Genomic DNA, 23,614 nt, shown 5'->3' on the forward strand with positions numbered 1-23,614 from the left:
CGACCGGCGGTGCGAGCAGGGTCGCCGGCATGGCTTCCTCGACCGCCCGCCCCACCACGCCCGCCTTCGCCGCCCAGGCCGCGCTCTCCTTCGGGGCGTCGCTGTTCGCCCTCGGGGTCGGCCTCGCCTACCTGCCGGTCGACGGCTGGGTGCGCGGCTTCCTCGCCGTCGGGCTCCTCTGGTGCATCACCTCGGCGTTCACGCTCGCCAAGGTCGTCCGCGACCGGCAGGAGGAGGGCACGATCCTCAGCCGGGTCGACCAGGCGCGGCTCGACAAGCTCCTCGCCGAGCACGACCCGTTCGCGAGCTCCGGCTGACCGTGTCCCGCGACCGGACGAACGGCCCGGTCGTCACCTCCTTGGGTGACGAACGCGCCGGTCGTCCGGACTGGCCGGTCAGCGGTGCGGCCGGGGCAGGGGACGACCGGCCGCGCGCCGGCACCAGCCGCCCCGCGTGGTCGACATCCGCCGCTTCGTCGAGGGCATCAGCTCGCCGTGCAGGACGTACTCGCCGCCCTCCCAGGCCCAGTGGAGGTACCGCTCCTCCCACGGGCGCTCGGCCAGGCTGAGACGCTCGGACAGTTCCTTCTGCTCGGCCCAGAACCGGGCCAGCGCTTCCCACGCCGTCTTCACACCGTCCATGCTCCGCAGTGGTGGCCGTTCCGACCAGCGAGAAAGTCGCCCTCCGCCCTTAAGCTCTCCTTCATGCTCGATCCGCGACGCCTGCTCGTCCTGCGCGCCGTGGTCCGCGCCGGCTCGATGACCGCGGCAGCCCCGGAGCTCGGCTACACGCCCTCGGCGGTGTCCCAGCAGGTGGCGGCACTCGAGCGGGAGCTCGCGACGCCCCTGCTGGTGCGCCACGCCCGCGGGGTGGTCCCCACCGAGGCCGGGGCCCTGCTGATCGAGCACGCGGACGCGGTGGCGGGGCGGCTCGAGCGGGCCGCCGACGAGGTGGCCGACCTGACGGCCCTGCGCGCGGGCCGGCTCCGGCTCGCCTCGTTCGCGAGCGCCGGCGCCCGCCTGCTGCCCGGGGCGATCGGGGCGTTCCGGCGGCGCCACCCCGCCGTGCGGCTCTCGCTGGAGCTCCGCGAGCCCGACGAGTGCCCCGACCTGCTGCGCGACGGCGACCTCGACCTCGCGATCTCCTTCGGCTACGTCCCCGGCCCCGGGCACGACACCGACGGCCTCACCGCCACCTGGCTGCTCGACGACGTCGTCAACGTCGCGCTCCCGGCCGACCACCCGGCCGCCGAGGAGGCCGGTCCCACCCCGACCGACGAGATCGACGTGGCGACGCTGCGCGACGCCGCCTGGATCCGCGACTCCGGCAACGTGTGCCGTGAGCAACTCGTCGAGATGTGCGCCGCCGCGGGCTTCACCCCGAACATCGCCTTCGACTCCGACGACTTCCCGATGGTCTCGGGACTCGTGGAGTCGGGAGTGGGCGTGGCGCTCGTCCCCGACCTCGCCGTCCACCAGATGGGCCGCCGCGTGGTGCTCCGTCGGCTGCGACCCCGGGTGGTGCGCCGGATCGAGGCCCTGACCACCCCGAACCCGTCGCCCGCGACCGCGGCGATGCTCGACGTGCTCCGCTCGCGGCGCCCCGCCTGACCGGCCCGCGGCGACCCGGTCGGGTCGCCGCGGCCGCCCGGTGTCTAGCGGGAGGTGACGTGGCGCTCGTCGGGAACGCAGTGGGTCATGACGAGCCCCTCGACGTCCCGGCGACCGTTGCTGCCCAGGTTCGCCAGCCGCTGCTGGTCCTCCTCGGACAGGGTCTGGCTCTGCAGGGGCTCGAGGTGGGTGACGTCGGAGGCCTTGATGCCCAGCCCCTCGCCGACCCGCTCGCCCAGCTCGTCCTCGACGAGGAAGAAGTGCCAGACCATGCGCTCCTGGACGTCCCGCTCGCACTGCCCGAGCAGCGTGACGAAGTTGGCCACGAGGTCGTCGCGCTCCCAGTCCTCCATCAGCAGGTACCGCTGGCCGGCCTGCTTGTAGTCCTGGGTGAGCGGGATGCGCCTGCGCGTCAGCCGCCCGGAGATCTCCGGCCCCACGTCGTCGGTCTGCGGGGCCTCGGCCTCGCGCAGTCCGCCGTGGATCGACGGCTCGTAGTTCACGTGCGGGTTCGTCCCCGGCACGTGGTCGACGCTGTACTCCATCTGCCCGTCGCGCTGGTTCGTGCCCACCCGCGTCCGCGGCTGGTTCACCGGCAGCTGCAGGTAGTTCGGACCCACGCGGTAGCGCTGGGTGTCGGAGTAGGAGAACGTCCGGCCGACGAGCATCTTGTCGTCGGAGAACTCCAGACCGTCCACGAGCACGCCGGTGCCGAACGCGATCTGCTCGTTCTCGGCGAACTGGTTCTCGACGTTCCGGTTCAGCACCATCCTCCCCACCGGCTTCGCGGGGAAGTCGTTCTCCGGCCAGGTCTTGGTGTCGTCGAGCGGGTCGAAGTCCAGCTCCGGGTGCTCGCCGTCGGCCATCATCTGCACCCGGAGCTCCCACTCCGGGTAGTCGCCGTTCTCGATGGCCTCGTAGAGGTCCTTCGTGGCGTGGCCGAGCTCGTAGGCCTGGATGTTGGCCGCGTCCTCGTCGGTCATCGACCGGACGCCCTGGGAGGGGATCCAGTGGTACTTGACCAGCACCGACTCCCCGGCGGCGTTGACCCAGCGGTAGGTGTTCACGCCGAAGCCCTGCATGTGCCGGTAGTCCGCCGGGATGCCGCGCGGGCTGAAGAGGTTCATCAGCATGTGCATGGTCTCCGGCGTCTGCGACATGAAGTCGAAGATCCGGTTGGGCTCCTGCCGGAACGTCACGGGGTCCGGCTTGAGCGAATGGATGACGTCCGGGAACTTGATCGCGTCGCGGATGAAGAACACCGCGAGGTTGTTGCCGACCAGGTCCCAGTTCCCGTCCTCGGTGTAGAACTTCACCGCGAAACCGCGCGGGTCGCGGGCGGTCTCCGCGGAGTCGCGGCCGCCGATCACGCTGGAGAAGCGGACGGCGACGTCGGTGCGCTTGCCCTTCTCGCTGAACAGCTTCGCGCGGGTGTAGGTGGCGATCGGCTCCTCGCCCCAGGCGCCGTAGGCCTCGAAGTAGCCGTAGGACAACGCCCCGCGCGCGTGCACCACGCGCTCCGGGATCCGCTCCCGGTCGAAGTGGCTGATCTTCTCCAGGAACTGGTAGTTCTCCAGCGTCGCGGGCCCGCGGGCCCCGACGGTGCGCTGGTTCTGGTTGTCGTAGACCGGGTGGCCCTGGCGAGTAGTGAGCACGGCGCGGTCGTCGCCCGGCTCCGGTCCCTTGCTCGACACGTCGGTCATGGAAATCCTCTCGGACGGCACGCGACCCGGGTGGGAGGCCGCGGGCCTCGCGGCTACCCACCGTCCGGCGAGCCGGACGCGTCGAGAATCCGGTCCGCCGCAGGGGCCGGGGACCGTGGGGGATCAGCCGTCGGCGCGCAGGACCGCGACCGAGTAGGCCTCCAGTCGTCGGTCCGCCGTGACGAGCGTCAGCCCCTCGTGCCGGGCCTGCGCGACGAGCATCCGGTCGAACGGATCGCGGTGGTGCACCGGCAGGCCGGCGAACTCCTGGGCGTGCTCTCCGGTCACCGGGAGCTCCCGGATCCCCACCTCGGCGAGCCATGTCCGCAGGTCGACGTCGAGCTCGAGCTTCCCCACCGCTTCCTTGATGGCGACCTCCCACAGGCTGATCACCGAGCAGACGAGGTCGTTCGACTCCGACTCCAACGCACTCCGCGCCGCGACGGACAGCCGTGGCGAGCCGGTAGCGGCCCAGATGACCACCTGGGTGTCCGCGAGGAGTCTCATCCGGGCGGCGACACGTCGAGCTCGCGCCCGAGGATCATGTCGGCGATCTCCTCGTCCCCCTCGTGCCAGTCGCCGATCACCCGGATCTTCCCCTCGAGCCCGCCCAGGCGCCGGGCCCCGACCTTCCGCTGCTCCGGGACGAGCCGCGCGACCGGCCGGCCGTGCCGGGCGATGACGATCTCCTCGCCCGCCTCGACGCGCTCGAGCAGTCTGGACAGCTGCGTCTTCGCCTCGTACACGTTCACCTGCTCGGTCACGGTGACGAGAGTACAGAGACATTGGTCAACGTTGGTCTGATTCCCCGAAGGCGTCGAGAATCCGATCGGCCGCGAGGGCCGGGGTGAGCTCCCCGTCGAGGACCTCGCGCTCGAGCTCGCCGCGGATCTCCTTGACCCCCGGGTGGTCGCGCAGCCGGCCGAGCAGGCGCTCGCGGACCATCTGCCAGGTCCAGTCCACCTGCTGGCGGGCACGCTTCGCGGCGAACTCGCCCCGCTCGTCCAGGAACTCCTGGTGGTTCACGAGCGCCGACCAGACGTCGTCGAGCCCGGTGCGCTCCTGCGCCGAGCACGTCAGCACCGGCACCTGCCACGGGTCGCGCTCGCCGCGCAGCATCTTCAGCGCCGACTCGAGCTCCCGGGCCGCCCGCTTCGCGTCGCGGGCGTGCGGGCCGTCGGCCTTGTTCACCGCGATGACGTCGGCGATCTCGAGGATGCCGCGCTTGATGCCCTGCAGCGAGTCGCCGGTGCGGGCGAGGGTGAGGAAGAGGAACGAGTCCACCATCTCGGCGACCGCGGTCTCGGACTGGCCGACGCCGACGGTCTCGACGATGACGACGTCGTAGCCCGCCGCCTCCATCACCACCATCGTCTCCCGCGTCGCCTTCGCGACCCCGCCGAGCGTGCCCGCGGTCGGGGACGGACGGATGAACGCCTGGTCGTCGGTCGCGAGGGCGTCCATGCGGGTCTTGTCGCCGAGGATCGAGCCGCCGGACCGGGTGGAGCTGGGGTCGACGGCGAGGACCGCGACCTTGCTGCCGCCTGCAGTGAGCTGCGAGCCGAGCGCCCCGATGAACGTCGACTTCCCGACCCCGGGCACCCCGGAGATGCCGATCCGTCGCGCCCCGCCCGCGTGGGGCAGGAGTTCGACGAGCAGTTCCTGCGCGGCGTCGCGGTGGTCGGCGCGCGTGGACTCGACCAGGGTGATCGCGCGCCCGATCCAGAGCCGGGAGCCCGAGCGGACACCCTCGACGTACTTCGCGATGTCGATCCCGGTCACGTCGCCTTCCCGAGGTCCGCTGTCGACATGACTGACGAGTCTACGGCCCCCGGGACAGGGAGATCGTCTCGTCCACCCCGCACCACCGGGAGGCCGAGCGCGCGGAGACTGTCGGACCCCCGGCCTATCTTTCGGGAAAGTTCTCCAGAGGGGGCGGCGGATGAGCCGGACGGTGAAGGTCGACGGGGTCGGTGCGCAGGACGTGGCGGGGGCGGTCGGGCCCACCATGGCGGAACGCGGCCGGCGGTACGTCCGGGACGGCGCGGTGCTGTTCTCGGAGTGGCACGCGGGGGCGCTGCAGCTCCGAGCCGTGGTCCGCGGCGGGGAGGGGCAGGTCTACTCGACGATCGTGCGCTTCGACGTCGGGCGGGGCGGCGCCCTCCTGCTGGTGGACGGCGAGTGCTCGTGCCCGGTCGGGGTGATGTGCAAGCACGTCGCGGCGGCCGCGCTGAGCGCCGTGCCCGCGAGTCCGGTCGCCTCGGAGCCGACGTGGGAGACCACGCTCGAGGCGCTGCTCGGGCCCACCACGAATCTCCCGCCTCCGCCGACGAGCGTGCTGGGGGTCGAGCTGACGCCCGACGGGGCGGGCGGGCTCGGGGCGCGCCTCGTGCGTCGCGGGGCGAAGGGCTGGGTGTACGGCGGTCTGCTGTGGAACCGGATGCTGCAGCCCGTCGCGGCCGCGCAGCACCACCCCGAGCAACTGGCACTCGTCCGCGAGCTCTACCTGCTCCACCAGGCCGGCCGGGCCGACTCCGGGTTCTCGCCGTACCGCCACTTCGGCTACGGCCTCGACGAGAAGCAGATCGACCTCGCCGAGGTCGCGAGCCCGCGGCTGTGGTCGCTGCTCGACGCGGCGGCCGACGCCGGCCTGCAGCTCCTGCCCGCCCGCCACCGGCTCGGCCCGGTCTCCCGCGGCGACCGTCTGTCGCTCACCCTGGACGTGACGGCGGGTCCCGACGAAGGTTCGCTCGGCATCCGACCGGTCCTGCGGTCCGGGGAGGTGGAGGCGACCGACCTGCGGCCCGTCGCGTTCCTCGGCGGGGACCTCGCCCACGGCGTCGCCACCGTCTCCCGGGCGGAGGACCTCGCGCCCGCCTCGTGTCGGCTGACGCTGAGCCGCCTCGACCCGCCGGTGGCCCGGTCGGTCTGGCGGGCGGCCCTCGACGAGGCCGACGTCGCCGTACCGGCCGACGCCGTCCACGCCTTCCGCGCGCGCTTCGCCCCGCGCCTGGCCGAGCTCCGGGGGGTCACCTCGTCCGACGGCTCGTTCACGCCGCCGCGGATCGGGCCGCCGGTGTTGGTGCTCCGGGCCGTGTTCAGCGGCGAGCACGCGCTCTCCCTGGTCTGGGAGTGGTCCTACGACGTCGACGGGACCGACACCCGCGTCGGGCTAGGCCGCCCCGTGTCCCGGGAGCGGTTCCGGGACGCCGAGGCCGAGGACGCGGTGCTGGACACCCTCGACGATCTCCCGGTCGACTGGGAGCGGTTCCGCGTCCACCCGACCGACCACCGCGGCCCGCACCGGTTCATCGGCCTGCACACGGCCGCGTTCGTCACCGAGGCGTTCCCGGTGCTCGACGACGCCGACGGCGTCCGGGTCGAGCGCTCCGGGACGCTCACCGACTACCGCGAGGTCGGCGACGACGTCGCGATCGAGGTGTCCACCACCGAGTCCGGGACCGGCAACGACTGGTTCGACCTCGGCGTCTCCGTCGTCGCCGAGGGACGCGAGGTCCCGTTCACCAAGGTCTTCGAAGCCCTCGCGACGGGACAGACGCATCTCCTGCTCCCCGACGGCGCGTTCTTCTCGCTGGAGAAGCCCGAATTCGTCGCGCTCCGCAGGCTGATCGACGAGGCCCGGGCGATGCAGGACCGGCCCGCCGGTGCGCCGCTGCGGGTCAGCCCGTACCAGGCGGACTGGTGGGAGGAGCTGGCCGCGCTCGGGGTCGTCACCCACCAGGCCGAGGGGTGGCGGGAGCGGGTCGACGGCCTGCTCGCCGCGGGCGCAGCCGAGCCCGCGCCGGTGCCCGCCTCGCTGCGGGCCGACCTGCGGCCCTATCAGCGGGCGGGCTTCGAGTGGCTGGCGTTCCTGTGGCGCCACGGGCTCGGCGGGGTGCTCGCCGACGACATGGGGCTCGGGAAGACCCTGCAGGCGCTCGCCCTGATCGCGCACGCCCGGGAGACCGATCCCGGCAGCGGCCCGGTCCTGATCGTCGCGCCCACCAGCGTGGTCGCGAACTGGACGGCGGAGGCCGCGCGATTCACCCCGGAGCTTCGCGTGGTGGCGCTCACCGACACGCTGCGCCGACGCGGGCAGGAGCTCGAGAACGTCGTCGACGGGGCCGACGTCGTGGTCACCTCGTACACGCTCTTCCGGCTCGACGCGGACGCCCACGAACGGATCGGCTGGTCCGCGGCCCTGTTCGACGAGGCGCAGTTCCTCAAGAACCGGCGGTCCAAGGCCTACTCGTGCGCCCGGCGCCTCCCCGCGCCGGTCAAGGTGGCGATCACCGGGACTCCGATGGAGAACGACCTCATGGAGCTGTGGTCCCTGCTCTCGATCACGGCGCCGGGCCTGTTCCCGAACCCCGAGACCTTCCGGACCACCTACGCCAAGCCGATCGAGAAGGGCGACGACGAACTCCTCGCGCGCCTCCGGCGCCGGGTCCGCCCGCTGATGCTGAGGCGCACGAAGGAGCAGGTGGCCCCGGAGCTGCCGGCGAAGCAGGAGCAGGTGCTCCCCGTCGCACTCTCCCCGGCCCACCAGCGCATCTACCAGCGGGTGCTCCAGCGCGAGCGCCAGAAGATCCTGCAGCTGCTCGGCGACGTGGACACCAACCGGATCTCGATCCTGGCCGCGATCACCCGGCTCCGGCAGCTGAGCCTGCACCCGGGGCTGGTCGGGGAGGACGCGGAGGTCGGGTCGGCGAAGATCGACCTGCTCGTCGAGCAGGTCCGCGACGTCGCCGGGGCGGGACACCGGGCCCTGGTGTTCAGCCAGTTCACCGGCTTCCTCGCGCACGTGCGCCACGCCCTCGACGACGCCGGGATTCCGTACTCCTACCTCGACGGCACGACGAAGGACCGGCCGGCGGCGATCGCGGGGTTCAAGGACGGCGACGCGCCCGTGTTCCTCATCAGCCTGAAGGCGGGCGGGTTCGGGCTGAACCTGACCGAGGCCGACTACTGCTTCCTGCTCGACCCGTGGTGGAACCCCGCGACGGAGGCCCAGGCGATCGACCGGACGCACCGCATCGGGCAGGACCGCACGGTGATGGTCTACCGCCTGATCTCCGCCGACACGATCGAGGAGAAGGTCCGGGCGCTCGCGCAGCGCAAGGCGGAGCTCACGGCCGGGGTCCTCGACGACGGCGCGGCCTTCGCGGCCACGCTCGACGCCGACGACATCCGCGACCTGGTCTCCTGACCACGGTCAGGAGGACGTGTGTCCCAGCTTCTCCCCCAGCGAGTCCAGCAGCTGCGTCGCCGCCTCGGCGATCACCGTGCCGGGCCCGAAGATCGCGGAGGCGCCCTTCGCGAGCAGCTCCTCGTGGTCGCCCGGCGGGATCACGCCGCCGGCCACGATGAGGATCTCCTCGGCGCCCAGCTCGGCCAGCGCGTCGCGCAGCGCCGGGACCAGCGTGAGGTGCCCGGCCGCCAGCGACGACACCCCGACGACGTGCACGTCGGCCTCGACGGCCTGGCGCGCGACCTCCTCGGGGGTCTGGAACAGCGGGCCCACGTCGACGTCGAAGCCGAGGTCGGCGAACGCGGTGGCGATGACCTTCTGCCCGCGGTCGTGGCCGTCCTGGCCCATCTTCGCGACGAGGATGCGGGGCCGGCGGCCCTCGGCCTCCTCGAACGCGGCGGCGGCCGACCGGGCCTGCTCGACGGCGGAGTTCTCGCCCACCTCGTCACGGTAGACCCCGGAGATCGTCCGCACGTCCGAGCGGTGCCGGCCGTAGACCTTCTCCAGGGCGTCGGAGATCTCCCCGACCGAGGCGTGCGCCCGGGCGGCGTCGATCGCGAGTTTGAGCAGGTTGCCGTCGAGCCCCGGCTCGCGCTTCCCGTCCTGCGCGGCCTGGGCGGCGTTGGTCAGGGCGTTCAGCGCGGAGTCGACGGCCCCGGCGTCCCGGCCGTCGCGCAGCTCCTGCAGGCGTGCGACCTGCTGGCGCAGCACGTCGGCGTTGTCGACCTTGAGGACGTCGACGTCCTCGCCACCGAGCAGCGGGTACTTGTTGATGCCGATGACGGGCTGGCGCCCGGAGTCGATGCGCGCCTGGGTGCGGGCCGCGGCCTCCTCGATGCGCATCTTCGGCAGACCCTCGTCGATCGCCTTGGCCATGCCGCCGGTCGACTCGACCTCCTCGATGTGGGCCCAGGCGCGGCCGGCGAGCTCGCGGGTCAGCCGCTCGACGTAGGCCGAGCCACCCCAGGGGTCGACCGTCCGCGTGGTGCCCGACTCCTGCTGCAGCAGCAGCTGGGTGTTGCGGGCGATGCGCGCGGAGAAGTCCGTCGGCAGCGCGAGGGCCTCGTCGAGCGCGTTGGTGTGCAGCGACTGGGTGTGCCCCTGGGTCGCGGCCATGGCCTCGATGCAGGTGCGGACGACGTTGTTGTAGACGTCCTGCGCGGTGAGCGACCAGCCCGAGGTCTGCGAGTGGGTGCGCAGCGAGAGCGACTTGTCGTTCTGCGCGCCGAAGCCCTTCACGAGCTTCGCCCACAGCAGGCGCGCGGCCCGCAGCTTCGCGATCTCCATGAAGTAGTTCATGCCGATGCCCCAGAAGAAGGACAGGCGCGGCGCGAACTTGTCGATGTCGAGCCCGGCGTCCCGCCCGGCCCGCAGGTACTCCACGCCGTCGGCGAGGGTGTAGGCGAGCTCCAGGTCGGCCGAGGCCCCGGCCTCCTGGATGTGATAGCCGGAGATCGAGATCGAGTTGAACTTCGGCATCGTCGACGACGTGTAGCTGAAGATGTCGGAGATGATCTGCATCGACGGCTGGGGCGGGTAGATGTAGGTGTTGCGGACCATGAACTCCTTGAGGATGTCGTTCTGGATGGTCCCGGCGAGCTGCTCGGGCTCGACGCCCTGCTCACCCGCCGCGGCCACGTAGAGCGCCATCACGGGGAGCACGGCCCCGTTCATGGTCATCGACACCGACATCCGGTCGAGCGGGATGCCGTCGAAGAGCTGCCGCATGTCGAGGATCGAGTCGATCGACACGCCCGCCATCCCGACGTCGCCGGCGACGCGGGGGTTGTCCGAGTCGTAGCCGCGGTGGGTGGGCAGGTCGAAGGCGACCGAGAGCCCCTTCTGGCCGGCGGCGAGGTTGCGCCGGTAGAAGGCGTTCGACTCCTTGGCGGTGGAGAACCCGGCGTACTGGCGGACCGTCCACGGCTGGGTCCGGTACATCGTCGGGTAGGGCCCGCGCAGGAAGGGCGGGAGACCGGGGAGGGTCTCGAGGAAGTCGAGTCCCTCGGTGTCGGCGGCGGTGTAGAGGGGCCGGACCCCGATGCCCTCCGGGGTCTCCCAGAGCAGGTCCTCGGGACCCTTGCCGGTGGCGGCCTCGAGCGCCTCGGCCCAGTCGCCCGTGGGGCGGGGCGTCCCGAGCTCGACGTCGGCGAACGATCCGATGCTCATGAGCGGCTCTCCAACTCGTCCAGCAGGTCGGTCAGCAGCGCGGCGGCGTCGCAGCCCGAGTACAGGTACCCGGTGAGGGCGGTTCCGTCGTCGCTGGTGAGCCCCTCGGTCTTCGGGGAGCCCGCGAGGATCACGCGCGTGGCACCGGCGTCGGCCAGCGCGCGGGCGAGGGGGGCGGCGTGCTCGGCGTAGACCTTGTCCGACGAGGCGATCACGGCCACCGGGGTCCCGGCCTCCCGGAACGCCGCGACAATCTCCTCGACGTCGGTGCCGCCGGGCCCCTCGACCACGTCGACGCCGCCGGCGTGCAGGAGGTTCGTCGTGAACGAGACCCGCGCCGTGTACTGCGCGAGCTTCCCGAGGGTCGCGAGGAAGGCGACGGGGCGCGTCGCGTGGGCGTCGGCCCGGTCGCGGAGCTCCTCGAAGACCTGCGCGTAGCGCCGCCGCGGCAGGCCGCCGACCTCGGGGGCCTCCGGCGCGGGGGTGCGCTGCGGGAGGGTCTCGGCGAGGTTGGGGAACTCGCTGACGCCGGTGATCGGGTCCCGACGATGCGCGATGCGCTCCGCGCGCCGGGTCCAGGTCTCCTCCAGCGCCGCGGCCAACGAGCCGTCGTCGAGCGCGGCGGCCGCACCGCCGGCGCCCTCGATCGTCGTGAAGACGTCCCACGCGGCGTGGGCGAGCGAGTCGGTGAGCGACTCGACGTACCACGACCCGCCGGCCGGGTCGATGACGTGGGCGAGGTGCGACTCCTCGAGCAACAGCGCCTGGGTGTTGCGGGCGATGCGACGGGAGAAGTCGTCGGGCAGGCCGAGCGCGGCGTCGAAGGGCAGCACGGTGACCGCGTCGGCGCCGCCGAGCCCGGCGCCGACCGCGGCGACGGTGGTCCGCAGCATGTTCACCCACGGGTCGCGGGCGCTCATCATCGCCGGCGAGGTGACCGCGTGCTGGCGCATCGCCCGGGCGCCCTCGGAGGCTCCGGCCACCGAGCCGATCCGCTCCCAGCAGCGACGCGCGGCCCGCAGCTTCGCGATGGTGGCGAACTGGTCGGCGGTGGCGGCGAGGCGGAACTCGACGCGGGCGAAGGCGTCGTCGACCGAGAGGCCGGCGTCGTTCAGGAGCCGGACGGCGTGCAGCCCGGCCGCCAGCGCGGCGCCGAGCTCCTGGCCGTCCGAGCCGCCCGCCTCGTGGTACGGCAGCCCGTCGGCGACCACCGTGGCCAGGGCCGGGTGCTGCGCGGCGGCGGTCCGGGAGTGCTCGACCATCGCCGCGGTGTGGTCCTCGCCGAGCTCCGGGCCGCCGCGGGTGCGGGCGAGCAGCGGGTCGTAGCCCAGTGACCCGCCGAGCGCGGAGGTGACGCCGTGCTCACGGGCGAGGCGCAGCAGGGCCGCCGCGGCGTCGGGGGTGTCGCGGCCGGCCGACAGCGCGATCGGGGCCAGGTCGAGCAGCACCCCGTCGAGCAGCGTCCCGAGCGCGTCCACCGGCGGGCCGCCCGCCTCACCGAGGACCAGCCAGAGCGAGGACACCCCGTTCTCCAGCTCGGCCAGCACCACGTCGTTGGCGCCGTCGGTGTCGGCGAAGGCGTGGCGCTGGCGGCGGTACCAGCCGTCGGCGACGTGCCCCTCCGGACGGGACGCCCGGGTGAACGGCGGCAGGCCCGGGGCACCGGCGGGCGCGTCGGGTGCGTCGTCGGCGGTGTAGAGCGCCGCGATGGAGAACCCGTCGTCGGTGACGGTGGCGAGGGCCTCCTCGGCGTCACCGGGCTCCACCTCGCGGCCCGACTTGCGCAGCACGCCCGCGACGAGCTCGCGCCACGCCTCGCGGGTCGGCGTCTCGAACTCGCCGGCGAGCGTCAGCTCCTCGGGCGCCTCGGGTGCTGTCATGGCCGGGATCGTAGAACGGTCAGCACGGACCGGTTCCCGCCCGATGGCACACCGCACGAAGGGATGCGTCACGGAATCGCTCCAGAAGCCTCCCGGGCGGCCTCACCGGCGGGCGGCGGCGAGCAGGTCGAGCAGCTCCACCGTCGTCTCCCACCCCACGCAGGAGTCGGTGACGCTGCGGCCGCGCACCATGTCCGGCCCGATCTCCTGGCGTCCCTCGGCGAGGAAGCTCTCGATCATCACACCGGCGACGGGGCCTCCCTGGGCCACCTGGCGCGCGAGGTCGGCGACGACGGCCGGCTGGCGGCGGTGGTCCTTGCCGGAGTTGCCGTGGCTCGCGTCCACCACCACCCGCCCCCGGCGGCCCGCGGCCTCGAGCGCCGCGGCCGCCGCGGCGACGGACGCCTCGTCGTAGTTGGTCCCCGACGAACCGCCGCGCAGGATCAGGTGGGCATCGGCGTTGCCGGTGGTGGTGATGAGCCCGGCGAGCCCCTCGGCCGTGACCCCCATGAAGGCGTGGGGCGCCGCGGCCGCCCCGATCGCGTCGACCGCCACCCCGACGTCGCCGTCGGTGCCGTTCTTGATCCCGATCGGCATGGAGAGCCCGCTCGCGAGCTGGCGGTGCACCTGGCTCGCGGCCGTCCGGGCGCCGATCGAGCCCCACGAGACGAGGTCCGCGAGGTACTGCGGGGTGATGGGGTCGAGGAACTCGCACCCGAGGGGCAGGCCCGTCGCGGCCAGGTCGAGCATCAGCGAGCGCGCCGTGCGCAGCCCGCGGGCCACGTCGAAGGTCCCGTCGAGACCGGGGTCGTTGATGAGACCCTTCCACCCCACGGTCGAGCGCGGCTTCTCGAAGTAGGTGCGCATCACCACGTGGAGCCGGTCCGCGTGGGCGGCCGCGCGCTCGGCGAGCCGGGCGCCGTACTCCCGGGCGGCGTCGGCGTCGTGGATCGAGCAGGGGCCGACGACGACGAGCAGCCGGTCGTCGTCGCCGCGCAGGATCGCCTCCGCGCCGTCGCGGCCGCGGTGCACGGCGTCGGCGACGACGTCGGAGGCCGGCAGCTCGTGGCGCAGCAGCGCGGGCGAGGGCAGCGGGGTGACGGCGGCGGTGCGGGCGCCGTCGAGGGGCCGTCGGAGCACGGCGGTCATCTCGGGTCTCCAGATCTGGACCCGGCCCACCGGTGGAGCACCGCGAGCCGGCGTCCGGCTCGCGGGGTGGGGGTTCTAGCGCAGCGGTCTACCCGCCGACCCCTCCCGGGCCGGGCACGTAAACCGGTACCAGCGCTGCACGGCGGTCACCCTACACGCGTGATCCGCAGCGGGTGGTCGCCCTCGCTGCCGCTCGCCGCGGCGAGGATCTCCCCCAGCACGCGGTGGGTCCTCGGGTCGGCGTCGCGCAGCGGGCCGTCCTCCCAGACGATCTCCACGGGCCCCACCGGCAGCCACGACAGGTCCCGCAGGCACTCCTCGAGCGCGTCGAGGTTGGTGGCGTAGTAGTCCGGGAAGCGCAGCGCCCGCCCGAGCGCGGCCAGGGTGGAGCGCTTGTCGGCGACGTCGCGCACCACGCCGACGGTGCGCGACCGTGCCGACGCCGCGGCGGCGGCCTCGTCGACCCTCGCCGACGGGACGGCCCCGCCGCCCGGCGCGGCCGGTCCGGCCCCGCTCCGCGGCGCGACCGGTCCCGACGGCTCCGCTCCGCTCCGCTGCCCGTCCGGGGTCATCGACTCACGTCCACGACGACGAAGCTCCCGTAGTGATCACCGGTGTAGTAGTACTCGCCGCGCGAGCCGGTGACGATCCGCCGGGCGCCGCGGTCGTCGAACCCGGGCGTCGGCACGGTGTACTCGCGGTAGTAACCGCGGGCCTCGTCGGGAAGGCTCCCCTCCCGGTTCCCGAACTCGATCCCGTCCCGGCCGTACGGGTACGGGCCGCCCCGCTGCACGAGCCGCACCGTGTCGCCGGCCTGGGCGGGCAGGCCCGAGAGCGCCCGCACCGGCAGCCCGGAGTCGGCCCCCGGCACCGTCGGCGCTGCGACCGGGGCGGCCGTGGCGCACGCCGCGGCGGGAACGAGCCCGACGAACAGCGTGAGCATCGTCACCAGGAGCAGGCGCAGGGAGTGGCGGGTCACCGGGTGATGGTGGCGGCCCACCGGGTCGGACACCACCCGATCTCGCGGACCGTCACCGGTCGGTCACCGCGCGTTCGGCAGCGGGGTCGTGCTCGCACGTCGCGCCACCCGGCGGTCGCTTCTTTGCTCCGTCCGCGACGGGTGCGCGACATCGTCTGCCCGTACCGTCAGGTCTCGATGACTGCGACCGCTGCCAGCCACGTGCACCCCCGCCCCCTCGCTCCGCACGTGATGACCTATCTGGTCGTCCTCGTGCCGTTCGTGGCCCTCCTCGCCGCCGTGCCGTTGGCGTGGGGCTGGGGTCTGTCCTGGCTCGACGTCGGACTGACCGTCGGGCTCTACGTCGTGTCGATGCTCGGCGTCACCGTCGGCTTCCACCGCTACTTCACCCACGGCGCCTTCAAGAGCGGGCGCGGCCTGCGCATCGCGCTCGCGGTGGCGGGGTCCCTCGCCGTGCAGGGCCCGGTCCTGCACTGGGTGGCCGACCACCGTCGCCACCACGCCTTCGCCGACAAGGAGGGCGACCCGCACTCGCCGTGGCGCTACGGGACCTCCCCCGCGGCGATGGCCCGCGGGTTCTGGCACGCCCACCTCGGCTGGATCCTCGAGCGGAACCTCACCGACCAGCAGCGCTACACCCCCGACCTGCTCGCCGATCCCGACGTCGTGCGGGTGAGCAGGGCGTTCGGCTGGATCACCGCGGCGTCGTTCATCGTCCCGGCCCTGATCGGGGGCCTCGCGACGTGGAGCGTGTGGGGCGCGTTCACCGCGTTCTTCTGGGCCGGCCTGGTGCGGGTCTGCCTGTCCCACCACGTCGCCTGGTCGACGAACTCGATCTGCCACATGGTCGGCGAGCGCCCCTGGAAGGCCCGCGACCGCTCGACCAACGTCTGGCCGCTCGCGATCCTCTCGATGGGCGAGTCGTGGCACAACCTGCACCACGCCGACCCCACCTCGGCGCGGCACGGCGTCGGGCGCTTCGAGATCGACCTGTCGGCCGAGACGATCCGGGTCTTCGAGAAGCTCGGCTGGGCCTGGGACGTCCGCTGGCCGCGCCCGGAGCGGCTGGAGAAGCTGCGCGCGACCTGATCGCGTTTGTCCGATCCCTGCCCGGGTGACCCTCACCCGACTGGGGGTGGGGCGTGGCGCGGACGATCGCGGAGATCCTCGGGTTCCTGCGCACGCTCGCGCCGGTGGCTCGTCTGGTGGTGCCCGAGCGCCTACGGCCCGTCGCCGTCCGCGGTGTGACCCTCGACAGCCGGGAGGTCCGCCCCGGCGACCTGTTCGCGGGGTTGCCCGGGGCCCGGGTGCACGGCGCCGACCGGGCGGACGACGCGTGGGAGGCCGGGGCGGTCGCCCTCCTGTCCGACCGGCCCTCGCCCCTGCTGCCGAGCCTCGTCGTCCCCGACCCGCGCCGGGTGCTCGGCCCGCTCGCCTCCTGGCTGCACGACGACCCGTCCCGCGCGGTCGCGGTCCACGGCGTCACCGGCACCAACGGCAAGACGAGCACCGTGCACCTGCTCGACGCCGCGCTCACCGCGGCGGGGCGCCGCACGGGCCTGGCCGGCAGCCTCGTCGTCCGGGCGGGGGACGACGAGCGTCCCGCCGGGCGCACGACCGCGGAGGCGCCGGCCGTCCAGGCCATGCTCGCCCGGTGCCGCGACGCCGGCGTCGACGACGTCGCCCTGGAGGTCTCGAGCCACGGCCTCGCCCTGCACCGCGTCGCGGGGACCCGGTTCCGCACGGCGGTGTTCACCAACCTGAGCCCCGACCACCTCGACCTGCACGGTGACCTCGAGAGCTACTACGCGGCCAAGGCCTCGCTGTTCACCCCGGAGCGGGCCGACGCCGCGGTGGTGGTGGTCGACGACGAGGCCGGGCGGCGCCTGGCCGCGGAGACCACCTGCCCGGTGACCACCGTGTCGACGACCGGCGTCCCCGCCGACTGGCGCGCCGGGACGATCCGGGCCGACGGCGACGGGACGTCGTTCCGCGCCCGCGGACCCGGGGTCGACGTGGAGGTCCGGCTGCAGCTGCTCGGCCCGCAGCAGGTGCCCAACGCCCTCGCCGCCCTCGCCACGGCGGTCGGGGCCGGCGCCGACCCGGCCGCCGCGGTCCGCGGCCTCGCGGCCACCCCCGCCCTCCCCGGGCGCCTGGAGCGGGTCGACGCGGGCCAGCCGTTCCTCGCCGTCGTCGACTTCGCCCACAACGTCGGCGCCCACCGCCGGGTGCTGCCGTTCCTGCGCTCGGTCACCGCCGGGCGCCTCGTCGTCGTGCTGGGCGCCACCGGCGGGCGCGACCGGAGCAAGCGGGCGGCGCTCGGGCGCTGCGTGGCCGGGCTCGCCGACCTCGTCGTGGTCACCGACGAAAGCCCGCACGACGAGGACCCGGCCGCGCTCCGCGACGCCGTCGCCGCCGGGGCCCGCGAGGTCGCCGGGGCCGAGGTGGTGGTCCACGCCGACCGGCGGACGGCGGTCGCGGTCGCCGTCGCGGAGGCGGGCCCGGGCGACACGGTGCTCCTCGCGGGGCGCGGCGCCGACGGCGTGCGGATCGAGGCCGGGGTCGCCGAACCGCTCGACGACCGCGAGCTCCTGCGGACCGCCCTGCGCCCCCGCGTCGCCGGCTAGCCCCGGCGCAGGCGCGCCTTCTGCACCTTGCCCATCGCGTTGCGGGGCAGCGCGTCGACCACGACGACCTCCCGCGGGCGCTTGTGCCGCGAGAGGCGGTCCCCGACGAACTCCATGACGGCCTCGGCGTCGACCGGCCCCTCCGGGCAGACGACGTGCGCGACGATGCGCTGTCCGAGGTCCTCGTCGGGCTCCCCCACCACGGCGGCCTCGGTGATGCCGGAGTAGGCGAGCAGCGCCGTCTCCACCTCGCCGGCGCCGATCCGGTAGCCGCCCGACTTGATGAGGTCGACCGAGCGGCGCCCGACGATGCGGTGGTAGCCCGTCGCGTCGACCACGGCCGCGTCGCCGGTGCGGAACCAGCCGTCGTCGGTCCACGTGTCCGCGGTGGCCTCGGGCCGGTTGAGGTAGCCGTCGAAGAGGCAGGCCCCGCGGACCTGGAGCTCGCCGATCGACTCGCCGTCGGCCGGGACGTCCTCGTCGGTGACGATCGACTCGCCGTCGGGCGACTCCGCCACCGCCCGCAGCCGCACCTCGACGCCCTCGACGGGCACGCCCACCCAGCCGGGCCGGCGCTCGCCGTCGGCCCGCACCGACAGGCTGATCATGGTCTCGCTCATGCCGTAGCGCTCCACCGGCGCCTGCCCGGTGAGCTCCCGGATCCGCTCGAACACCGGGACCGGCAGCGGGGCCGACCCGCTCACCAGCAGCCGGGCGTCGGTCAGCGCGGCCGCCGACGCCGGATCCTGCGCGACGCGCGACCAGACGGTCGGCACGCCGAACAGCAGCGACCCGCCGTGCTCGCGGACGGCGCGGGCGTAGTTCTCGGCCGTCGGACGGCCGGTGTGCACCAGGCGCGACCCGAGGCGCAGCGACCCGAACACCCCGAGCACCAGGCCGTGGACGTGGAACAGCGGCAGCCCGTGGGCGAGCGTGTCGGCGGCGGTCCAGGCCCAGGCGTCGGCGAGCCCGTCGAGCCCGGCGGCCATCGCCGCGGTGGAGAGCAGCACGCCCTTCGGCGACCCGGTGGTGCCGGAGGTGTAGACGATCAGCGCGGTGTCGTCGCCCGGCGGCTCGCGGACCTCGTGCCCGGCGCGGCGGGAGAGGTCGACCCTCCGGCACGGCAGCGCCACGTCGCGCGGCTTGTCGCCGAACCAGGTGGCCGCGCCGGAGTCGGAGAGCACGTGGGCGCGCTCGGCCACCCCGCTGTCGGGCGGCACGGGCACCACGGGCGCCCCCGCGAGCAGGGCGCCGACGACGGCCACGACCGTCTCGGCGGTGGGCGTGGCCGACACCGCCACGGGGGCGGTCGCCTGCGCCCGCTCGGCGATCCCGTCGGCGACGACGGACGCGGCGCCGAGGAGCTCGGGCCCGGAGAACGCGGTCCCGCCGATCCGGATCGCCTCGGGATCGTCGAGGCCGCCCTCGAGGAGAGCGCGCAGCAGGGGCACCGTCGGACCTCCGGGAACGGGGAGCGGACACCACCGCGGTGTGGTGGGCGCCGTCCATTCTCACCACTGGGGGGTGCCCGGCGCGCGGGGCACCGCCCACGGACTTCCGCGTGGCACGATCCGCGGGTGAGCCAGGGGTCCCAGCGCACCCGTCGCCCGCGGCCGTCGCTGCTCTACGCGGTCAAGCAGGTCGAGCTGATCGTGCGGTCCCGGCTCGACGAGGTGCTGCGCGACTCCGGGATCACCGCCCTGCAGTACACCGCCCTGACCGTGCTGGCCCGGCGCGACGGGCTGACCTCCGCCGAGCTCGCGCGGAACTCCTTCGTCACGCCGCAGGCGATGGCCGACCTCGTCACCGCCCTCGAGCGGGGCCACCACATCGAGCGCCGCCGGGACCCGGAGAACCGCCGCCAGCTGCTGATCAGCCTCACGCCGACGGGCCAGGAGCTCCTGGCCCGCTACGCCGCGCCGGTCGCCGCGATCGAGGAGCGGATGGTCGCCGACCTGGGCGACGACGACCGCGAGCGCTTCCGCGGCTACCTCGACACCGCGCGCGCGGCGCTCGCGGACGGGCCCGGTCAGGAGCGGCGGTAGGCGCCGAGCCCCGGCCGGTAGGTCTTCTCGTCGAGGAACTGCCCGAGCCCCTGGGCCTTGCCCTGCTCCGGGTCGTGCCCCGTGGCGGCGTCGAGCTTGGCGTAGAGGTAGTCCTCGGCGACGTCCCACGACATCTGCCGGACCTTCTTCACGCCCACCTTCGCCGCGCGCAGCACGTGGGTGTTCATCCCGGCGAGCCTGGCGGCCACCTCGACCGTGCGGGCCCGGAGACGGTCGGCCGGGACGGCCTCGTTGACCAGCCGCATCGCCGAGGCCTGCCGGCCGTCGAAGCGCTCGCCGGTCATCACGTACCACTGCGCGTCGCGGGCCGGGATCGTCTCGGCGAGCGCGCGGGAGACCAGCCCGCCGGGCGGGATGCCCCAGTTGACCTCGGAGAGGCCGAACGAGGCGTCCTCGGCGGCGATCGCGAGGTCGCAGCACACGAGCGGGGTGAACGCGCCGCCGAAGCACCAGCCGTTGACCATCGCGATCGTCGGCTTGGCGAAGTGGATGAGCCGGCGCCACTGCCACTCCGCCGAGTCGCGGCGGGCGCGGATCTCCACGTGCGGGGCCGCGGCGTCGACCTCGCGGAAGTACTCCTGCAGGTCCATCCCGGCCGACCACGCCTCGCCGCGACCGGTCAGCACCACGACCCGCACGTCGTCGGCGCCCTCGAGCCAGTCGAGGGCCGCGATCATCTCGCGGTTGAGGGTGGGGCTCATCGCGTTGCGCTTGTCGGGCCGGTCGAAGAAGAGCCAGCCGATGCCGGCCTCGTCGTCGGCCCCGACCTCGATCGCGACGGTCTCGAACTGCGGGGGCGGCATCGTCATGCGGGACAAATTAACAGGAAACCTGATGATCAGGTGGAGTCACTGCCAGCGGGCAGGGGTCGCGCGGTCAGGCGTGCGCCGGCACCGGGCCGTCGTCGGGAAGGCGATCGAGCCGCGTGCGGCGGGCGTCGACGAGTACCGCCGCCACCACCCCCGCGACCAGCGTGATCTCCCCGGCGAGCTGCAGCGGGCCCGGAACGCCGCCCTCGACGACGGCCGCGAAGACGAAGCCCCACGCGGTCTCGAGAGCCATGAGCTGGCTGACCAGCACCGGCGAGAGGTGGCCCGCGGCGGCGTGCCAGAGCCGCACGGCCAGCCACGAGGACACCAGGCCGAGGAACAGCACGACGACGAGGGCACGCACCGGCTGGGCGGGCACGCCGCCGATCACCAGCAGCGCGACCGCGGCGGGCAGGGCGAGCACCCCCGCGGCGAGGCCCTGGGCGGCGGCGAGCACGGGCGCGACGTCGGGGCGCTCGTGCAGGAGCTTGTGCGAGTCGAGCCCGTACCAGGACCAGGAGACCAGCGCGAGCACCGCGAGACCCAGCCCGACGAGGGCCTCGAGCGACCAGTCCTGGCCCGGGCCGACGTGCAGGAGGACCTGACCGACCGCGACCAGCCCGAGCGCGGGGACCAGGCCCACGATGCGGCCGGTCCCCCGCGCGGAGACGAGCGCCATCACCACCGGGACGAGGCCGATCGTCGCCACCGCCACGGTGGGCCCCGCGAGCCGCACCGACACCGCGACGAGCGCGTAGTAGAGGACCGACCCGGTCAGCGCGTGCGCGATCACCCGCCCCCAGGGGACGTCGGCGCGCAGCACCGACCGCAACTGGGGCAGCGAGACCGCCCCGAACGCCACGAACCGGCCCGTCGCGAGGAGCAGCGCGGGGGCCAGCGGCGCCAGACCCGGCGCCACGAACACCGCTCCCCACGCTGTACCGGCGACGACCATCGCCAGCAGGGCCACGTTCTTCGTCATGATCCCAGCGTGCGTCCGCGGGGGCGGGCGATGCCGGGCGATCTCGGCGAGCACGGGGCGAGAAGGTGCATGATTCCGTCGTGACCGTGCCGTCCGTCGAACGATCCGCCCAGCTCGACCGGATCGACCGCCTGATCCTCGCCCACCTCGTCGACCACGGGCGCTCCAGCCTCGCCGACCTCGCCGAGGCGGTGTCGGTCTCGGCGTCGTCGGCGCAGCGCCGGCTGCGGCGCCTGGAGTCCGAGGGCGTGATCCGCGGCTACCGCGCGGTGCTCGACCCGGGCGCGATCGGCCGCGCGCTCGTGGTGCACCTGAGCGTGGTCCTGGTCGACCACACCGCGGACACCGTCGGGCGGTTCGAACGCTGGATCGTCGACCTCGACGGCCTCGTCAGCTGCCACCACGTGACCGGCGACGTCGACTACCTGCTCCGCATCGACGTCGCCGACGTGCACGCCCTCGACGTGCTCCTGCGCCGCACGCTCGCCCAGATCCCCGGCGTCGCGCGGTTCACGACGATGGTCGCGACCTCGGCCCTCGTCGACCGGTTCACCGAGCTGTAGGGCTCAGAGGTCGAGCTCCAGGCCGCGGTAGTTCTCCGCGATCGAGCGGCGGTAGGACTCCGACTGCGCGATCAGGCGCAGGTGCGAGAGCGCGAGCCGGTCGTCGAACGGGTCGGCGTCGGGGTCGCGGTGCAGCATCGTCGTCATCGTCCAGCTGAAGTGCTCCCCCCGCCACACCCGCCGCAGCGCGGTGTCGGAGTAGGCGTCGAGGAGCTCCTGCGCGCCGGTGTCGTGCCAGGTCGCGAGGGCCTCGGCGAGCACCCGGACGTCGGCGACGGCGAGGTTGAGCCCCTTCGCCCCGGTGGGCGGGACGATGTGCGCGGCGTCCCCGGCGAGGAAGAGCCGCCCGTGGCGCATCGGCTCGGCGACGAACGAGCGCATCGGCGTGACGGACTTGTCGGTGATCGTCCCGCGGTTCAGCGTGAACGACCCGTCCGCCAGCGCCGTCCGCGCCTCGAGCTCGTCCCAGATCGCGTCGTCGGACCAGGACGAGGGGTCGGTGCCGTTCGGCACCTGGATGTAGGCCCGCGTGACGCTCGGCGAGCGCATGGAGAGCAGGGCGAATCCGCGGTCGTGGCGGGCGTAGACGAGCTCGTCGGACGAGGGCGGCGCGTCGGCCAGGATCCCCAGCCAGGAGAAGGGGTAGACGCGCTCGTAGGTCCGCACGGCCTCGTCGGGAACCGCCCGGCGCGCGACCCCGTGGAAGCCGTCGGTCCCGACGACGACGTCGGCGCGCAGCTCGTGCTCGGCGCCCCCGTGGCGGTAGCGGACGAGGCCGGCCCCGTCGCCCACCGCGCCGTCGACCTCGGACACCGAGAGCACCTCGGCCTCGAACAGCAGCGGCTCGCCCTGCTCCAGGCGCAGGGCGATGAGGTCCTTGACCACCTCGGTCTGCGCCCAGATCATCACCGCCTTCCCGGTGAGGGCGGCCATGTCGACGCCGATCCGCTCGCCGTGGGCGTGGAAGGCGAACCCGTCGTGCGGCAGGCCCCGCTCGTCCATGCGGGCGTCGGCCCCGACCTCGCGCAGCGCGTCGACCGTGCCGTGCTCGAGGATGCCGGCGCGCTGGCGCGACTCGACCCGCTCGCGCGGCCGCGACTCCAGCACCACCGAGTCGACACCGCGCTTGCGCAGCAGGTGCGACAGCAGCAGGCCCGCCGGGCCGCCGCCGACGATCGCGACGGTGGTGCGGTCCGGGGCGGGGCTCACGAGGTGCCTCCTTCGATGGTCGAGCTCCGCTCCGCTGCGTCTCCCCCGACCAGGTCCAGGAACACGGTCTCCCCCGGGCCCTGCAGCCGGATGTCGAACCGGTAGCCGGGCCCGCCGAACCAGCCGTCGGGGGTCGCCATCAGCGTGGCGGCGCGCTCCTCGGGCAGCGAGGCCAGCAGCGGGTCGCCGATGTTGGCCTCGGTGTGGTTGGGGAAGTAGACGCGGGTGAAGAGGTGGTGCAGCAGGCCCCGGGCGAACACCGTGACCGCGAGGTGCGGCGCCTCGGCCGACCCCGCCACCCCGGCGGGCCGCAGGGTCCGCACCGAGTAGTCGCCGCCGCGGTCGGTGGGGACGCGGGCGAACCCGGTGAACGAGCGGCCGTCGCGGGCCATCGACCCGGAGCGCACGGGGAGGCGGCCGTCGGGGCCCGCCTGCCAGAACTCGAGCAGCGCGTCGGGCACCGGGGCACCGGCGCCGTCGCGGACGGTGCCGTGCAGCGAGATCGCGCCGGCCGTGCCGGGCGGGACGACGTCGCCGCCGCCGTCGAAGGGCAGGCCGAAGGCGAAGAACGGGCCGACGGTCTGGCTGGGGGTCGGCTCCAGGGGTGCGGTCACGGG

22 protein-coding genes are annotated in these 23,614 nt (G+C 74.0%); 7 read left to right on the plus strand and 15 right to left on the minus strand.

Annotated elements, in window-relative coordinates:
* Nucleotides 1–29: 29 nt before the first annotated feature.
* Nucleotides 30–317 (plus strand): YiaA/YiaB family inner membrane protein, encoded by a 288-nt coding sequence (locus ACFPBZ_RS17700; protein ID WP_378037409.1) that lies wholly within the window; start codon nt 30–32, stop codon nt 315–317.
* 78 nt (nt 318–395) lie between these two features.
* Here ACFPBZ_RS17700 and ACFPBZ_RS17705 read toward each other — a convergent pair whose 3' ends face one another.
* On the minus strand, nt 396–632 hold the full coding sequence (locus ACFPBZ_RS17705; RefSeq protein ID WP_378037410.1) for a hypothetical protein: 237 nt from the start codon (nt 630–632) through the stop codon (nt 396–398).
* 72 nt (nt 633–704) lie between these two features.
* On the opposite strand from ACFPBZ_RS17705, the gene ACFPBZ_RS17710 reads away from it, so the two are divergent.
* A complete protein-coding gene (locus tag ACFPBZ_RS17710) occupies nt 705–1,610 on the plus strand; it encodes a LysR family transcriptional regulator (protein WP_378037411.1) in 906 nt (301 codons plus the stop codon).
* A gap of 44 nt (nt 1,611–1,654) precedes the next feature.
* Here the strand turns inward: ACFPBZ_RS17710 and ACFPBZ_RS17715 are convergent, their stop codons facing one another.
* From ACFPBZ_RS17715 to meaB, 4 genes are all read right to left on the minus strand, one after another.
* The gene (locus ACFPBZ_RS17715; protein WP_378037412.1) at nt 1,655–3,313 is read right to left on the minus strand and encodes a catalase; all 1,659 of its coding nucleotides are present in this window, start codon (nt 3,311–3,313) and stop codon (nt 1,655–1,657) included.
* A 123-nt stretch (nt 3,314–3,436) separates the two neighbouring features.
* Nucleotides 3,437–3,820: a type II toxin-antitoxin system VapC family toxin gene (locus tag ACFPBZ_RS17720; protein WP_378037413.1), complete on the minus strand. Its 384-nt coding sequence runs from the start codon at nt 3,818–3,820 to the stop codon at nt 3,437–3,439.
* Complete coding sequence (locus ACFPBZ_RS17725; RefSeq protein WP_378037414.1) at nt 3,817–4,077, minus strand: type II toxin-antitoxin system Phd/YefM family antitoxin; 261 nt, start codon at nt 4,075–4,077, stop codon at nt 3,817–3,819. Before ACFPBZ_RS17725 ends, ACFPBZ_RS17720 begins: the two co-directional genes overlap by 4 nt.
* A 25-nt stretch (nt 4,078–4,102) precedes the next feature.
* Nucleotides 4,103–5,095, minus strand: coding sequence for a methylmalonyl Co-A mutase-associated GTPase MeaB (gene meaB, locus ACFPBZ_RS17730; protein WP_378037415.1), 993 nt, complete (start codon nt 5,093–5,095; stop codon nt 4,103–4,105).
* A 160-nt stretch (nt 5,096–5,255) separates the two neighbouring features.
* On the opposite strand from meaB, the gene ACFPBZ_RS17735 reads away from it, so the two are divergent.
* Entirely contained in the window at nt 5,256–8,522 is a 3,267-nt protein-coding gene (locus ACFPBZ_RS17735; protein ID WP_378037416.1) for a DEAD/DEAH box helicase, read from the plus strand.
* Nucleotides 8,523–8,528: 6 nt separating this feature from the next.
* On the opposite strand, the gene scpA is transcribed toward ACFPBZ_RS17735, so the two are convergent.
* The 5 genes from scpA to ACFPBZ_RS17760 all read right to left on the minus strand — a co-directional run bounded on the left by scpA (nt 8,529) and on the right by ACFPBZ_RS17760 (nt 14,705).
* Nucleotides 8,529–10,733 (minus strand): methylmalonyl-CoA mutase, encoded by a 2,205-nt coding sequence (scpA, locus tag ACFPBZ_RS17740; protein ID WP_378037417.1) that lies wholly within the window; start codon nt 10,731–10,733, stop codon nt 8,529–8,531.
* The gene (locus ACFPBZ_RS17745) at nt 10,730–12,613 is read right to left on the minus strand and encodes a methylmalonyl-CoA mutase family protein (protein ID WP_378037418.1); all 1,884 of its coding nucleotides are present in this window, start codon (nt 12,611–12,613) and stop codon (nt 10,730–10,732) included. The genes scpA and ACFPBZ_RS17745 overlap by 4 nt, the downstream gene beginning before the upstream one ends.
* Nucleotides 12,614–12,715: 102 nt before the next feature.
* A complete protein-coding gene (locus ACFPBZ_RS17750) occupies nt 12,716–13,762 on the minus strand; it encodes a 3-deoxy-7-phosphoheptulonate synthase (RefSeq protein WP_378037419.1) in 1,047 nt (348 codons plus the stop codon).
* A gap of 146 nt (nt 13,763–13,908) precedes the next feature.
* Nucleotides 13,909–14,334 carry a barstar family protein gene (locus ACFPBZ_RS17755; protein ID WP_378037420.1) on the minus strand — a complete coding sequence of 142 codons (426 nt, stop codon included), beginning with the start codon at nt 14,332–14,334 and terminating at the stop codon, nt 13,909–13,911.
* Nucleotides 14,331–14,705 (minus strand): guanyl-specific ribonuclease, encoded by a 375-nt coding sequence (locus ACFPBZ_RS17760; RefSeq protein ID WP_378037450.1) that lies wholly within the window; start codon nt 14,703–14,705, stop codon nt 14,331–14,333. Before ACFPBZ_RS17760 ends, ACFPBZ_RS17755 begins: the two co-directional genes overlap by 4 nt.
* A 213-nt stretch (nt 14,706–14,918) precedes the next feature.
* On the opposite strand from ACFPBZ_RS17760, the gene ACFPBZ_RS17765 reads away from it, so the two are divergent.
* The gene (locus ACFPBZ_RS17765) at nt 14,919–15,830 is read left to right on the plus strand and encodes an acyl-CoA desaturase (RefSeq protein WP_378037421.1); all 912 of its coding nucleotides are present in this window, start codon (nt 14,919–14,921) and stop codon (nt 15,828–15,830) included.
* Between the two features lie 53 nt (nt 15,831–15,883).
* The gene (locus tag ACFPBZ_RS17770) at nt 15,884–17,368 is read left to right on the plus strand and encodes a Mur ligase family protein (RefSeq protein ID WP_378037422.1); all 1,485 of its coding nucleotides are present in this window, start codon (nt 15,884–15,886) and stop codon (nt 17,366–17,368) included.
* On the opposite strand, the gene ACFPBZ_RS17775 is transcribed toward ACFPBZ_RS17770, so the two are convergent.
* The gene (locus tag ACFPBZ_RS17775) at nt 17,365–18,819 is read right to left on the minus strand and encodes an acyl-CoA synthetase (RefSeq protein WP_378037423.1); all 1,455 of its coding nucleotides are present in this window, start codon (nt 18,817–18,819) and stop codon (nt 17,365–17,367) included. The genes ACFPBZ_RS17770 and ACFPBZ_RS17775 overlap by 4 nt on opposite strands.
* 126 nt (nt 18,820–18,945) lie before the next feature.
* Here ACFPBZ_RS17775 and ACFPBZ_RS17780 point away from each other — a divergent pair, with 126 nt between their 5' ends.
* Complete coding sequence (locus ACFPBZ_RS17780) at nt 18,946–19,413, plus strand: MarR family winged helix-turn-helix transcriptional regulator (protein WP_378037424.1); 468 nt, start codon at nt 18,946–18,948, stop codon at nt 19,411–19,413.
* Here ACFPBZ_RS17780 and ACFPBZ_RS17785 read toward each other — a convergent pair.
* Nucleotides 19,398–20,243 carry a p-hydroxycinnamoyl CoA hydratase/lyase gene (locus ACFPBZ_RS17785; RefSeq protein ID WP_465251517.1) on the minus strand — a complete coding sequence of 282 codons (846 nt, stop codon included), beginning with the start codon at nt 20,241–20,243 and terminating at the stop codon, nt 19,398–19,400. The genes ACFPBZ_RS17780 and ACFPBZ_RS17785 overlap by 16 nt on opposite strands.
* A gap of 67 nt (nt 20,244–20,310) precedes the next feature.
* Nucleotides 20,311–21,225: an EamA family transporter gene (locus ACFPBZ_RS17790; protein ID WP_378037425.1), complete on the minus strand. Its 915-nt coding sequence runs from the start codon at nt 21,223–21,225 to the stop codon at nt 20,311–20,313.
* An 80-nt stretch (nt 21,226–21,305) separates the two neighbouring features.
* Here ACFPBZ_RS17790 and ACFPBZ_RS17795 point away from each other — a divergent pair, with 80 nt between their 5' ends.
* A complete protein-coding gene (locus ACFPBZ_RS17795) occupies nt 21,306–21,788 on the plus strand; it encodes an Lrp/AsnC family transcriptional regulator (protein ID WP_378037426.1) in 483 nt (160 codons plus the stop codon).
* Nucleotides 21,789–21,791: 3 nt separating this feature from the next.
* Here ACFPBZ_RS17795 and ACFPBZ_RS17800 read toward each other — a convergent pair whose 3' ends face one another.
* Together ACFPBZ_RS17800 and pcaG are read right to left on the minus strand one after the other, a co-directional pair.
* Nucleotides 21,792–22,997, minus strand: coding sequence for a 4-hydroxybenzoate 3-monooxygenase (locus tag ACFPBZ_RS17800; RefSeq protein WP_378037427.1), 1,206 nt, complete (start codon nt 22,995–22,997; stop codon nt 21,792–21,794).
* A complete protein-coding gene (gene pcaG / locus ACFPBZ_RS17805) occupies nt 22,994–23,611 on the minus strand; it encodes a protocatechuate 3,4-dioxygenase subunit alpha (RefSeq protein WP_378037428.1) in 618 nt (205 codons plus the stop codon). Before pcaG ends, ACFPBZ_RS17800 begins: the two co-directional genes overlap by 4 nt.
* Nucleotides 23,612–23,614 lie beyond the last annotated feature (3 nt).

The organism is Actinomycetospora atypica, assembly GCF_042653685.1.
GTDB classification, from domain to species: Bacteria; Actinomycetota; Actinomycetes; order Mycobacteriales; family Pseudonocardiaceae; genus Actinomycetospora; species Actinomycetospora atypica.